The sequence below is a fragment of the Thainema salinarum CENA647 genome (assembly GCF_057732415.1).
On the sequence record NZ_JBYJZJ010000022.1, the window covers coordinates 5,210,747 to 5,224,762 of the forward strand.

Below are 14,016 nucleotides of genomic sequence, written 5' to 3' on the forward strand. Positions count from 1 at the left end.
CATGAAAGGCATAGAGAATTGAAGCTGTGGCATGTAATTTTTCGTATCCCAAACATGGCTTCCCTATTAAATAATGCCCTTTGCCAGATTGGAAACATACGTTCGCCTCTGGCATCATTTTCTTTAATCACGCAGACTGTCGCCCCGTACAGTTTTATAGCATTGGCCAGATTCTAGTCCTGAGCAAAATGCTTGGTGCAGTTCTTCAATGATGTCGGGTTGATCCAAATTTGAGTTGGATAGATCAAGTGAGAAAGCAGGATACTTTTTGAGCGCCAGAATCATAGACTTATTTAAATTTTGGCAGTTCTCCAAACTTAGGGAGAACGAACTGTTCGAGAATACTAAGGACTCAAGTCCACTACCCGTAATGTTGGTATTGTCCAAATTCAGCTCATTGAGTTCTAGATGGCTGATAAATTGCAAATCAGCATCTGTGACTGATGTATCTGATAAGTCAATGACTTCAATATCGCCGGACTTTATATTCTGTAAATAGCGTAATTGAGTTGCACCATTGGATGACACAATCAGCAAAACGTACCAGCGAAAATCTGGTACTTCTACCTGTACTGTTCCCTGCGCCGTTCCACCTGGTTTCTCTTCATAGGCACAGGTAAAGCAATTCGCATCTTGAATAACGTAAAGTTCGCCAATTGGCTGATTGGTCACAAAGTTGAGTGTTCGGTGGGAGGTTTCACCCCAGCGTGGCCCCGGACCCCAGGCATTCCAAAGAATTGCGCCATATAGGGCACAGCCACCAAAGGAAACTAGAACTGCCCCTAGACAACCCCATAAAGCAGCTCGTAAGTATTTGGATGATTTAGGTCGTGGCGATTTTTGGGGTGTAAACATCTTGGATTGCTCGATCAGGTGAGTGGAGGGGTTAATAGATAAGCATGGTAGAGACACCATCCTACGCTAGTTATTCCCTGAACAATAAGCGAGATCGCACTTTTCCCGTCTGCGATCTCATCCCTCACCCTCAAAATTATCTGACTTATTAAGAAGTGCGATCGCACTTTTCCCGTCTGCGATCGCACCGACAGATTTACACAATGGAGTGCCAATCTAATGCTGTGATGAAGCTGGATAGGTGCGACACATTAGTTGTGGCAACAATGACCTCTGTTGTCTCATCGCTAAGTAGACGAGCTTGAGCAGATAAAATCACATCTCCGTCTAGTGCTTTTGCATCAGCCGTGGGTTGTCCGGCTTGTCTTGCTTCTGCCCACAGTTCAGCCGCTAGCAGCATTGTGTCTGTCTGAATCGGAATATAGTTAAGGGTTTGTTTCAAGTTGTCCAACCGTCGCAAACTTCGTGACAAATTTGCCCGCAGAAGTTCACGGCGCACTTCGTAATCTGCAATTTCAGGGATGGCTACTCTTTCTCCGCGTCGTAAGCAGGCTTTTAGCCAGAGTTGGCAATCAAGAGTGATGCCTGTTGCTTTGGGATGCGTAACCATTCCTAGCGGCCCAGAATCCAGTAAAATCAGGCGGCTCATGGGAATAGGGGACGATCAGACAGTCGATCTTCGTCAAGAGCTGTTTTTAGAAATTCCCAAGACTGCCGATGTTCTGATGCATCTTCGGTGTCGTCTAGCCAGGAGTCTAAAAGATCGATTGCTGCTTGATTTTTCTGTGCTTGTTCGGCATCAATGATGGACGGATCATTGGCTGGAATGTTTTGGCGAAATTGACGCACAGTATCGAGCAGATCTGCCCAATATTTTCTGGGAGTTGCTTCAATTTCAAGCAGCAGTGCTTCAAGAGTAGCTATAGAGGGGCTGGGATGGTCTGTTGCCATACTGTTGCTGTAGAGCCTACAACTTCGATCTTAGTGTAGCCAGTTTTTGAGTGCCATTTGGTTTAGCGAAGTGCGATCGCGCTTTTCCCGTCTGCGATCGCACTTTCTATTTATGCGCTTAGTGCCTTGACTAAGTCTGACTTTTTCAGCTTTGAATAACCAGAAATCTCACGTTTTCTCGCCATCTTTTTCAATTCTGTGGAGGTCAAAGCAGTCGTGGATGTCGGAGATTTTGATTAGAGTAAATTAAAGATTATAACTGCATAATCTATGAAGTTATTAGTCTATCAACACCGAAACTAAGTAGAAATATTTCCATTGGCTTTAACCAGTTCTTTAGCTGCGTTTTTATTAGACAATTCTGAATCAGCATCTTCCTCATTTTGCTCAATATTGGGATAAATCACATATTCTATCTTATGCTGCTCACGCAACATATAGACAATTCGACTAGATTGATCAAATTCCAAAGCGCTGGGCTTATCGTTGTTTTTCTGAGTTCCTAGGTAGATGCTGTCACCTTCCTTATAACTCTTTCGTCGCGAAGTATCCGAGAGAATATAGTACTTCCTCAGATCATCTCCCCTTAATTCTAGATATTTTTTATCTATGAGTTTTTTTAGCTCTTCCTCTTCTCTTCTTTTGCCTATATCATGCCCATTAATCTCTATCGTTGAGTGTAAATCGCGGTGCCACAAACGATTTGAATAGTCCTTAACAATAGCATCACCTGAATCATCTTTCCATTGTTCAATAAGTGCCCAAATATGATTCTCAGTTAAATTTAAATATGAATTTAATTCAATATTTTCCCCTTTTGATATCAGCTCAAGTAGCGGATGATTCTTTCTTTGAAAAAGGTTTTGAGCTTCCTTTTCATCACCTTTCACTAAATCAGCTACTCGTAAAAGCAAGGTTCGCATCATAGCTGTAGTAGCCCTCACCTTGCGATGATAGTAAACTGCTCGATAAAGCTGATCATTGGCTAATAGCGCTGATTCTAGAGCTTCAATAGCTTTGCGATCCAGAATAAAATACTCTGCATCACGCGATTGTACATAAAGATGATGAAGAATTCGATCTAAATCAAATCCCACCCCTTTAAGTCCAGCCATTTGAGCATCACGTAGAATATAGTCTAGGCGATCCGCATCTAGTTGACTCGAAACGATTCGATAACGCCAGTGATCTTCTTTCCGTTCTCCTTTTTTAAGAAAAAACTGTGCGACCCTATCTGGTAAATCATCTCTACAAGACTTTAAAGCCTCATTTACTTGAGTGTCTTCTTGAATCAGCCTTAAAGTCATATCTTCATGATCGAATGGAAGATCAACCGCATGAAGTATTTCCTCTAAACTATGACTGAAAGGACCATGCCCAATATCATGTAGAAGAGCAGCTGCAACCGTTTCATACTTCCAATCCCAAGCTTCTTCATCATCTTCAAGACCACTATTAAGAAGGATTCTATCTATCATTCTGCGAGCTACAAACGCAACTCCCAAACTATGAGTAAATCGCGAATGTTCCATTGTATTAAATACGAAATGGCTCAACCCGTTTTGGCGAATCCATCGCAAGCGCTGCATAGCGTCTGTATTGATTAGGCATTTGACAAAATCGTTAAGTCCTAATTCATAACCTTCTCGAAGTAGATTTCCAGGAAAAGTGATAGGCCCGTGAATCGTACACGCGTAGCTTTGCATTCCTATTGATGAAGAATTAGATCTATTCATTTAGATACGATTGATTCTAGTTCCAACTTATTTTGTGTCAGCGTTCCTGAGCAATGGTCTTCTGCCATTCAACGATGAGGCAATCAGCCAATTGCGAACCCAGTTGTCGTGATAGCGGAAGCCGTTGAGTTGCTCAAAGGGGCATAAGCACCCGCCCATTGCTTTGCGAGTCTTGCGACAAAAGGGATGGAAGTTCCAGAGTAAGGCCATCGAGCGCACCGACTGTTCCGCCGAGTCCCAGAATCCATGAAAATCTTGCATGGCATACAAGATGCGGTCAAGATAGTTCATCGGACGGTCAACCTGATTGCTGGTGCGATAGGCGTCAGGGAAGTCAAAGGCGCGTTGGAAGACGTGAGATTTGTCGTTGAGGCGTCGCAAGCGAGCGTCAATGGCCTGGGGCAACGCGTGGGTGTTCACCCACTCCAGCAACCGACGCAACCGTTGAGCAAAGTGACGTTTGCTCTGGCCCCGATACAGATGCCAAAGCTTGTCGGCTAGTTGCTGACCCAGGACTGGTTTAGAGCGGCACCCATCGCGAATTTTAATCACCTCATGCAGGAAGCACAGAATCCAGACCAGGCCAGGGAATAGCTCCTCCCAAGCGGCTCGGGTGGCCTCCCAACCATCAGTCGTCACCGTCTCGGGCGCATAGTCGGGAACATGATGGGCAGCTTCCTGCTGGAATACCCCATAGGCTGCGGTTAATCCATCCTGACCCGCATTGGCACTGAGACTGGCTCCCAGGACGCACCCTTGCGCCGCTGTCACTGCCAGATAGACTCGCTGCCCGTGCCAATCACAATGCTTCTCATCGGCAACTAGATGGGGGGAGCGCCGTTTCCCTTTTGAGGGTACTGCCCACAATCGAGGCTCGACCGAACGACTGACAGAGCCGATACCAGTGCATCTCAGAACGGCCCAGCACATAGGCAATCCCCTCATACGACAGGCCATGCTTTCTTAAATAGAGCGCTTTGTCGGCCATCTCCGCCGTCTCGCTCATGTACGGCATCACCAAATCGGGACGCAGTTGATAAGCCTCTCCGGTACTCGGCAGCAAAATCCGCCGGGTCTTGAGCTGTTGACGAGAGGACTCGACCCATCCGTGAAAGCGATAGCCTGCCTCAATCCCGTCGGGAAACAGTTCCGGGTGGGATGCGATCTGCTCGTTGAGATACTGGCGAAAGGCTTCCCGGTCTTCTACTAAGACCTCGTAGTCAAGGTCGTCTGCAATGGGCAGACAAATCGTTTTATCGCCTGCTGTGCCACGCTTGCGTCGTTGCTGAGCCATCGGCTTTGGCCTGCTGAACTCTCTGCCTCAATTCTACTCAACACAAACTTGGGTGGAACTAGGATTGATTGTATTGGCTTACTACTTCTTTATGTTAGCTTTCCATTTTGTATATTGTCTTCTTAGGAAACAATGAATAATGTTTATTTCTTGTACTGCCTAGAATAGGTTTTGCAAAGAAAGCGATCGCACTTTTAAAGTGCGATCGCTCTTCTTCAACTTATTAAATTGGCATTATTCGGCCTGATTACTTTTGCCGACGAGAAAACGGAATCAGCATCGGCACTCGGCGGCGATAGGCTGCATAGGTTTCGCCAAACGTGTGAATCAGATCGCGTTCTTCGAGCTGAATCGCAACCAGAATGTAACCCGTTGTGCCCAGAGCAAAGACTAAATGAGCAACCGTCATCACCGGAGTCGCCCAGAACGCCAGCATAAAACCAACGTAGAGCGGATGGCGAATGAAGTTGTAAGGGCCAGGCGTCACAAAATGGAGCGGCGCATACTCCTTACCCCGCCAATAGAGCCAAACCTGGCGCAAGCCAAACAGGTCAAAGTGGTTAATTAAAAACGTTGTGCCCAGCACAATCAACCAGCCACAAGCCGACAGCGCATACAAAGTTGCCACACCCGTCGGATTCGTCACCTGCCAGATGAAACCGCCCAACGGCTGCCAGAAATAGAACAGCGTAATCAGACAGAGGCTAGAGAACAAAACATAAGTGCTCCGCTCAACCGCTTTAGGAACAAATTGCGTCCACCACTGCTTAAAGCCCTTGCGAGCCATGCCGCTGTGCTGTAGCCCAAACAAGCCCAGCAACGCCACATCTACCAAAAGCGCATAACGCAGCGGAATGACAGGGGCAGAATCAATCGAGCGCGGCACGCCAAAATTGGCAATAAATCCGCAGGCATACAAAAAGGTCACGAAAAAGACGGCGTAGCAGACGAGGCCATAGCTAAACACAGCAATCCGGCTAAGCGGACTGGTTTGAGCGGGTGAAGTACTTTGTACAACCATAAAATTCAAAAGGGGGCTAAAGGGGGCAATTGAGTTGACAAACCATAGCTTCAGCTCCGGCAAACTGTGTTTCAGAATACATTTTGTGTTTATGGTCATGTGACGGTGTGAAATGTGTCACAAAAGACGACGATAAGGTCTTATTTCGCAGGGCGTTGAATCAAAGTGTTGAAGATGGAACGCGATACAATGCCTGAGGACTTTTGAAGCGATGTACTTATGCAAGTCGAGTGGCAGGTCGCCAAAACCTACGAAGACATTCTGTATCACAAAGCCGACGGAATCGCCAAAATCACCATCAACCGTCCCCACAAACGCAACGCCTTCCGTCCCCAGACCGTATTTGAAATGTACGACGCTTTCTGTGACGCGCGGGAAGATACCCGCATTGGCGTTGTTTTACTCACTGGCGCAGGGCCGCATACCGACGGCAAATATGCCTTCTGTTCCGGTGGCGATCAGAGCGTGCGCGGCGAAGCAGGCTATGTCGATGACGCAGGCGTCCCCCGCTTAAACGTCTTGGACTTGCAGCGGCTCATTCGCTCCATGCCCAAAGTCGTCATTGCCCTCGTCGCCGGATATGCGATCGGAGGTGGACACGTTCTCCATATTGTCTGCGATCTGACGATTGCGGCAGATAACGCCATCTTTGGTCAAACCGGGCCAAAAGTCGGCAGTTTTGACGGCGGCTTTGGCGCTAGCTACCTGGCGCGCATCGTCGGCCAGAAAAAAGCGCGGGAAATCTGGTATCTCTGTCGGCAGTACAGCGCTCAAGAAGCGCTCGATATGGGCTTAGTCAACTGCGTCGTACCCGTCGATCAGCTCGAAGCCGAAGGCGTGCAGTGGGCGCAAGAAATTCTCCAGAAAAGCCCCATCGCCATCCGCTGTCTCAAAGCCGCCTTTAACGCCGATTGCGATGGACAAGCCGGATTACAGGAACTGGCCGGAAACGCCACGCTGCTCTACTACATGACCCAGGAAGGCGCAGAAGGCAAACAAGCATTCCTAGAAAAACGCCCCCCCGATTTCCGTCAATATCCGTGGTTGCCCTAACCCTGAAAAAAGGCATTTTGCCGCCGCGATGCCTTCTTTAGCGCGACACTCTGCATAGATCCCCCTAAATCCCCCTAAAGCCCTTCGGGCATGGCTTCGCTTAGAAAAAGGGGGAACTTCGAGCCAGCGTTGGGATAGCCCCTTTTTTAAGGGGGCGGCGACAGCGGGGGATCATACACCTAACGCTAACGCCCCTACCAGGCACGTAAAATGACGACTTCCGAGTTTTTCGTGACTAAGATTTGTTACGATCTGCGGTGTGGAATTTGCAGGGGAACCGCCCAAGACTATGCCTGAAACGATGGGAAAACGCATTCTGTCAGGGATTCAGCCAACTGGAGAACTTCATCTCGGTAACTATTTAGGAGCGATTCGGAACTGGGTGGAAATCCAGGACGACTACGATAGCTTCCTGTTTATGGCGGATCTACATGCAATTACGGTGCCCCACGACCCGAAGAAGCTGGCCGAGAACACCTACAAAGTAGCCGCGCTCTACATCGCGTGTGGCATTGATCCAGAGCGCTCCACCATCTTTGTGCAGTCCCATATTCCCGCCCATTCCGAACTGGCTTGGCTGTTTAACTGCATTACGCCGCTCAACTGGCTAGAGCGAATGATTCAGTTCAAAGAAAAGAGCGTCAAGCAGGGCGAAAACGTCAGCATTGGTCTGCTCGACTATCCCGTCCTGCAAGCCGCCGATATCTTGCTCTACGAACCGGATATCGTGCCCGTCGGCGAAGATCAAAAGCAGCATTTAGAGCTGACGCGGGATATCGCCAATCGACTCAACTTCCAGTATGGCAGCGAGAAAAAGCCGATCTTGAAAGTGCCCGAACCGATGATCAAGACCGAAGGCGCACGGGTAATGAGCCTGACCGATGGCACCAAGAAAATGTCCAAGTCCGATCCCTCAGAGATGAGCCGGATTGATCTGCTTGATCCGCCCGATGCGATCGCAAAAAAAATCAAGCGCTGCAAAACCGATCCGGTGCGCGGTCTAGAGTTCGATAACCCCGAACGGCCAGAGTGTCAAAACCTGCTGACGCTTTACATGATTCTCTCTGGCAAGTCCAAAGAGGCAGTCACCACCGAGGGAACCGAAATGGGCTGGGGTCAGTTCAAACCCGCCTTCACCGAAGTCCTAGTCGAAAGCCTCAAACCCATTCAAGACAAATATCACGAACTACGCAGCGAGAAAGATTATCTCGAAAGCGTCCTGCGTAAGGGTCGCGAAAAAGCAGGTGCGATCGCAAATCAAACCCTGGGCAAAGTCAAAGACGCCCTCGGCTACTCCAAACCGCTATAAGCTCAGTAACAAGGAATTTCTTGAAGTCCCTTCTCCCACAAGGGGAGAAGGGATTTAGGAATGAGGGGAAAAGAGGTGTTAGTCAACCATACCTAACACAGACGCCTTCCCCGTGCGTCAATCGATATCATTTGTCAGCAGCGATGAATGAATCTGAAAGCTGCTCTCTTTCCTGAAAACCCTAAATCAACGATGATAGAGATTCATAACATCTCTTTTATTGGTTTTTAATTTAGCGATTCATGCCTGTTTTCCCGACCGCCATCAACGGCACTAGTCCCGCAACGTCTCGATTTCGTACCGCTGTGCAAGCGGGTGAGTTTTTGGTGACCGCTGAAGTCATGCCACCCAAAGGTGGCGACCCCAGCCACATGGTCAAAATGGCGCGGTTGCTCAAGCCGTGGGTTCATGCGGTAAACGTCACCGATGGCAGTCGGGCGGTGCTGCGGATGTCGTCTCTGGCGGCGGCAGCGATTCTGCAGCAGCATGGCGTGGAGCCAATCTGCCAAATGGCCTGCCGCGATCGCAACCGAATTGCCCTCCAGGCCGACCTGATGGGAGCCTATGCGCTGGGCCTACGGAATATCCTGGCGCTGACGGGCGATCCAATCAAAGCGGGTGATCATCCCGACGCACGGGGCGTGTTTGAATTGGAGTCAGTGCGGCTACTGAAGCTGATTGACCAGATGAATCAGGGCTTGGACAACAACGGCAAAGAGATGCCCGATGGCGCAACCGATCTGTTTGTCGGTGCAGCGGTTGACCCACAGTTAAAGAGCTGGTCAGGACTTCAGCGCCGCTTTGAGCGCAAGGTAGAAGCCGGAGCGCAGTTTTTCCAGAGCCAGCTCATTTCCGACTTTGATCGGCTGGATAAGTTTATGACTCAAATCGCGGCACCAGCCAACAAGCCGATTCTGGCGGGCATCTTTTTACTCAAGTCCGCCAAGAATGCTCGCTTCATTAATCGGTGCGTACCTGGAGTGCAGATCCCTGACGAGATTATTGATCGGCTGGAAAAAGCCCAAAATCCGCTTCAGGAAGGTGTCCAGATCGCTGCTGAGCAGGTGCAACTGGCTCAGCAGCTGTGTCACGGTGTCCACATGATGGCCGTGCGTCGTGAAGATTTGATTCCCCAGATTCTGGAACAAGCTGGCATCAAGCCCCAGTTAGCGCCAACACCGACGAATTCCGCACCCGTCTCTCAACTAGAAGTCAACGCCTAGAAACGCGGATTTAAAGGAAATGCGTAGGGGCATGGCAATGCCATGCCCTCAGAGGTGGAATGATTCGCAGTTTAGTTAAGCTGCGTTCCTTCATCAATTTTGTCGAGCTGTTGGTGAACCCTTGTGGTTAGGGGCAGGTTTAGCCGTTAGGTTATCGGTCTGACACAAACCTGGTCAGCAGCCCCCCCTCCCATCAACTACAGTGATTTCAGTTAGGAGCGAGAAAACGAGAGAGGAGAGTGCCTCAGGATGAGGCACTCTCCTCTCTCGTTCTTACCTAAAACCGCTATATAGCCTTTTCTGAGCTACTGAGGTACAAGTTATTTTTTGGAAGCCGCGCGGAGCAAGGCTTCCAAAAAATAACGCCCCCTTTATTAGCGCAAGAAGCGCTTTATTTTGCTGATTTGAATCTGAGATTTTGCAAAAAAATGCGCCGATCTGAAACATTTGAGCTAAGCTCTGACTGAAAAGAATGTGCATGGCCGACGCTAGGTCTAGCGTTAGTCGGTTTGAAATTCACACCAGCCGGTGAAATGGCCTTTGAGAACGAGTTTGAGTGGTTGCCACACTGATGCAACTGACAAACATCGTTCTCAGGTTTTCAGATCGATCGCGGTTGGTTTTGGTACGAGGAGTGTGGGGTAATGTCCAAGCTGGATGTGTCGCAGCAGCAGTCTGTCGTTGAATTAGCACGGAATGGCAATTTTCGGGCGCTGGCCTATTGGTTGAACAGCCAATTAGTGCCACAGGGTATTTATGTGCAAGTGCAAGCGGCTCGTCCGGGCTGCTTGCAAGCCGTGGTGGAATTTCATCGCAAGCCGATTCGCGATCGCTTAGTGCGATTTATCTGTCATCGGCTGTGGCAGTTGGAGTCGGATCTGATTGAAGGAGTTCACATCCTGGCTCGCCATATCGGTCAGTCGGATTTTATTTGGCAGCAAACGGTGCGGATTCCCACTCGAACTGAGCGACGGCAGCGGCAGCAGGGGCCACAAACAGTCGATGTCAAAGCTCGTGCAGCTCATATTCCACCCAAAATTAGCAACTCGTCCTCTCCCGCTTGGCTAACGCTGACCTTTTCATCGCAGCAGCAGCTTAAACTGGTGCGGTCATTCATGCTGAGCGGATCTGCGATCACAGCTTTCTTGATGGGTTTTTGGTTAGAACATCTCACCGCTCGTCCGTCTCCCACGTTACCCGTTATTTCCAAAACGAATCCCACCTCGCGAGTCGCTGCCAATCGTCCGAGTACCGTACAGGCTGCTTTAGAAACCGTAGCAGTCTTGCAGCATGAAGATGTCAAAAATCCTTACGATTCTTCAGTGACACTGATGTTTGGCGGAGAAGTGTCTCCGGCTGACTTCAATGTGGGAGCGGCTGAAACCGCTGGTGGTCTACTGGCTGAGTTGGATGCGACGCAATCGGCTGATTTATCAATGGTTAGCTTGGCCGAACCACTCGCCAATGCAGCTACTTCGCTAGAGGAAGAAATGTACGATCGCACCCGCTCGGAATCAGCGGCAGCCTTCAAGCAGAGCGGCATCGACATCGTTAATCTAGCTGATGATCAAATTGTGGATTATGGCGAAGCGGGACTGCTGGAAACCATTAAGTCCCTGGATCAGGCTGGGATTTATCGCATGGGGGCCGGACGAGATATGCGAGAAGCTCGTCGGCCTGAAATCATCGACGTGAAAGGGCAGCGAGTTGCCTATCTTGGCTATTCTGGCGCGGATTGGTTAGCGGCAGAACGAGGTAGCGCTGGCATTAATCCCCAAGAGCAAACGACTGTCGCAGAAGATATCAAGGCCATTCGCGAACAGGTGGACTGGATTGTGGTCAGCTACCGCTGGAGTGAGGAGCTGTCAGAAGATCAGGTGGAAGACTGGCAAAAGGATATGGCCCGCTTTGCCATTGACCAAGGCGCAGATTTAGTTGTGGGTCAGCATCCAGATGTCTTGCAAGGTGCAGAGGTTTATAAGGGACGACCGATTGCCTATTCCTTGGGCGATTTGATGCTAGAGGACGATCCCTATGCTGAATTTGATACGGCAGTGCTGAAGGTCTCTCTGAAGCCAGATCAGATGAAGGTGGAGTTCGTCCCGGTGACGGTGAAAGACGGTCATCCTCAGCTGGCTAAAGGCCGACAAGGTAAAGCGATCTTAGACCGAATTCATCAGTCTTCAGCGACCTTTGAGCAGCCGTTAGAAGTTCCGGTGGTCTTGGATCTACGGCAACCGGAGACAGAGCCAGAACGCCCAGTTGATTCATCTGCGCCATTTGTTGATCCGAATGCACCGGAGATGGAGATCCTGAATCCGGATGCGGTGGAGGATGGCTTCACCCCGGAAGAGGCTGTGAATGACGAGGCTGAAGGTGGTACTGAACTGCAGTCACCGTTGAAAGAAAACAAGCTGGATAATGCACCGACAGATGAATTTGCGCCAGCTGAGGATAGCTTTGATCAAGCTCCGGCTTCAGGGCCGATGTATTTTGGCGATCCGAATCTGAATGTGCAAGACCAGCCCGCTTTCCCAGATGCTGCCCCAGAGGCCGCGCCGCCTGAGTTAGACAACTCCAAGCTTAAGAATTCTGAGCTGGAAAGTCCTGAGCTGGAGCGTTTGGAACCCAATAATTCCGAGCTGGAAGATTCAAAATCGAAAGAGCTTGAGGTCGAGGACTCGGAAGCAGGCTCCGAAATCAATCCTTTCAATCCCTTTAACTCATTAGATAGCAACAACTTTGATAGTTTAGCCGTGCCTGAGTTAGACGGAGTCAGTCCTGAGTCTGTTATTCCTGAGTTTGAGGACAACCCTACTAATTTAGAAACGCCTACGCCTGATGCAACAGAGATGACACCAGTAGAGGTAATGCCCTCTGAGCTAAGCCGCCCCAATTCAGACAACAACCTCGACATTGATGCTGTAGTGCCAGAAATGAATTCGGATGAGCTGCAGTTGGAAGAGCCATCGTCTCCGATTGAGTCGTCAGTTGAGATTCAGATTCCTGATGCCGAACCTGCACCCGGTGCCAGTGCTGAAGCGCCAGCCGAACGTTCGGGCGAGACCGATACCGTTGAACAACCGGATGCGAGTGGCGCTATTGAACCCGTAGAGGAGCCGCTAGTAGGGCCATTGGTGAATCAACCCCTCGAGTCCAATCCGGTCGCAGCGGTAACTGATGTCCCAAATCCTCATCAAGCGGTGACGAATGAGGAAGAAGATGCGATCGCACTGAATCAACTCGAAGTAGCACTTAACACCGAAATTACCCATCTCAACGCCAGCGATGTACAGACAGAACCGAAGTTTAAGGCACCGACTGTTGAGCTAAAACTACCGAAGTTGCCTGAACCCCAGTTACCCAACCGACCTGCTAGGCCAGCAGACAGTGCAGGCGCTAATCAAGCTGCTCCGCCTGAAGTTAACGTAGAGTCCAACAGCCAGAATCAACCTTAGTTCGATTAGTTCAGTGAGTTGCACGCACTACGTGCAACTCATTATTTTTTTGGATTTTTTGACCGATTTGGTTTGAACAGTAACCATTAGCCAAAGGCCATTGATCGAGGAATACAACGTGTTTGCTATCTCTATTCATCAAAACCAATACTGCACCTATACGCTTTATGACCAAGCGGCCCAGGCTGAGTTAAACGTCGTTCCAGAGCGCGGGGGATTGATTACCCACTGGCGGTACAAAGGTCAGGAGATTCTGTATTTTGATGCAGCGCGTTTTGCGGATCCATCGCTTTCAGTACGAGGCGGCGTTCCGGTGCTGTTTCCCATCTGTGGGAACTTACCAGACAACCAGTACACGCTAAACGAGCAAACCTATAGGCTGAAACAACACGGCTTTGGTCGAGATCTCCCCTGGGAAGTCATTGAACGAGCAACCCATGATGAAGCCGCGCTAACCGTACAGCTGACGCAGAATGAGCAAACCCTAGCAGTTTATCCCTTTGAGTTTTCTGTGCGCTTAACCTACCGCTTAGCTGGTAATGCGTTGACAATTGACCAAGTGGTTGAAAATCGCAGCGATCGCACCATGCCGTTTTCCCTCGGCTTTCATCCCTACTTTCAGGTCAATGACAAGACTCAGCTTGACTTTGATATTCCTGCCGATCAGTTACAAGACCAAATCACTAAGGAGGTTCATCCCTTTAGCGGAACATTTGAGGACATCACAGCCGATGAAATCGATGTTGCATTCAAACCTCTGTCACGCCAGTCGGCTCAGGTGCGCGATTGCGATCGCAACTTAACTCTTACGCTGACCTACGACGATATCTTTTCCACCCTAGTTTTTTGGACCGTCAACGGCAAAGCCTATTACTGTCTTGAACCCTGGACAGCCCCTCGCAACGCCCTCAACACAGGAGAATCGCTAATCCGCCTTGACCCTCAGCAGTCCTTTACAAGCCACATCAAACTTGAAGTAAACACCCCAGACAACTAATTCCTATCTGTCACCCATCCACCCTCTTACCCATCCACCCATCTACTCACCTACCCATCTACCCTCCTCCCCACTCCACCCACCAAAAAATCAAAAAAACTGTTCTACAAACTCGCAAT

13 protein-coding genes are annotated in these 14,016 nt (G+C 49.4%); 5 read left to right on the forward strand and 8 right to left on the reverse strand.

The annotated features are described in order from the left end of the window. Positions 1–123 precede the first annotated feature (123 nt). The 8 genes from AC286M_RS29540 to mddA form a co-directional block, all read right to left on the reverse strand. Positions 124–855 carry a hypothetical protein gene (locus tag AC286M_RS29540; protein ID WP_488207793.1) on the reverse strand — a complete coding sequence of 244 codons (732 nt, stop codon included), beginning with the start codon at positions 853–855 and terminating at the stop codon, positions 124–126. Between the two features lie 196 nt (positions 856–1,051). After that, a complete protein-coding gene (locus AC286M_RS29545) occupies positions 1,052–1,504 on the reverse strand; it encodes a PIN domain-containing protein (RefSeq protein WP_488207794.1) in 453 nt (150 codons plus the stop codon). After that, positions 1,501–1,806 carry a hypothetical protein gene (locus AC286M_RS29550; protein ID WP_488207795.1) on the reverse strand — a complete coding sequence of 102 codons (306 nt, stop codon included), beginning with the start codon at positions 1,804–1,806 and terminating at the stop codon, positions 1,501–1,503. The genes AC286M_RS29545 and AC286M_RS29550 overlap by 4 nt, the downstream gene beginning before the upstream one ends. A gap of 110 nt (positions 1,807–1,916) precedes the next feature. Then, complete coding sequence (locus AC286M_RS29555) at positions 1,917–2,015, reverse strand: Rho termination factor N-terminal domain-containing protein (protein ID WP_488207796.1); 99 nt, start codon at positions 2,013–2,015, stop codon at positions 1,917–1,919. Positions 2,016–2,105: 90 nt separating this feature from the next. Continuing rightward, a complete protein-coding gene (locus AC286M_RS29560) occupies positions 2,106–3,395 on the reverse strand; it encodes an HD domain-containing protein (protein WP_488207797.1) in 1,290 nt (429 codons plus the stop codon). 174 nt (positions 3,396–3,569) lie between these two features. Then, positions 3,570–4,313, reverse strand: a complete 744-nt coding sequence (locus AC286M_RS29565) for a hypothetical protein (RefSeq protein ID WP_488202632.1) — start codon at positions 4,311–4,313, stop codon at positions 3,570–3,572. 40 nt (positions 4,314–4,353) lie between these two features. Then, positions 4,354–4,836, reverse strand: a complete 483-nt coding sequence (locus AC286M_RS29570; RefSeq protein ID WP_488203899.1) for a hypothetical protein — start codon at positions 4,834–4,836, stop codon at positions 4,354–4,356. Between the two features lie 247 nt (positions 4,837–5,083). Continuing rightward, on the reverse strand, positions 5,084–5,857 hold the full coding sequence (mddA, locus tag AC286M_RS29575; RefSeq protein ID WP_488207798.1) for a methanethiol S-methyltransferase: 774 nt from the start codon (positions 5,855–5,857) through the stop codon (positions 5,084–5,086). A 219-nt stretch (positions 5,858–6,076) separates the two neighbouring features. Here mddA and menB point away from each other — a divergent pair, with 219 nt between their 5' ends. From menB to AC286M_RS29600, 5 genes are all read left to right on the forward strand, one after another. Further along, positions 6,077–6,910, forward strand: coding sequence for a 1,4-dihydroxy-2-naphthoyl-CoA synthase (menB, locus tag AC286M_RS29580; protein WP_488207799.1), 834 nt, complete (start codon positions 6,077–6,079; stop codon positions 6,908–6,910). Positions 6,911–7,199: 289 nt separating this feature from the next. Then, positions 7,200–8,219: a tryptophan--tRNA ligase gene (gene trpS, locus AC286M_RS29585; protein WP_488207800.1), complete on the forward strand. Its 1,020-nt coding sequence runs from the start codon at positions 7,200–7,202 to the stop codon at positions 8,217–8,219. A gap of 242 nt (positions 8,220–8,461) precedes the next feature. Further along, positions 8,462–9,442, forward strand: a complete 981-nt coding sequence (locus AC286M_RS29590; RefSeq protein WP_488207801.1) for a methylenetetrahydrofolate reductase — start codon at positions 8,462–8,464, stop codon at positions 9,440–9,442. 644 nt (positions 9,443–10,086) lie between these two features. Beyond that, positions 10,087–12,900 carry a CapA family protein gene (locus AC286M_RS29595; RefSeq protein ID WP_488207802.1) on the forward strand — a complete coding sequence of 938 codons (2,814 nt, stop codon included), beginning with the start codon at positions 10,087–10,089 and terminating at the stop codon, positions 12,898–12,900. Positions 12,901–13,018: 118 nt separating this feature from the next. Beyond that, on the forward strand, positions 13,019–13,897 hold the full coding sequence (locus AC286M_RS29600) for an aldose epimerase family protein (protein ID WP_488207803.1): 879 nt from the start codon (positions 13,019–13,021) through the stop codon (positions 13,895–13,897). Positions 13,898–14,016 lie beyond the last annotated feature (119 nt).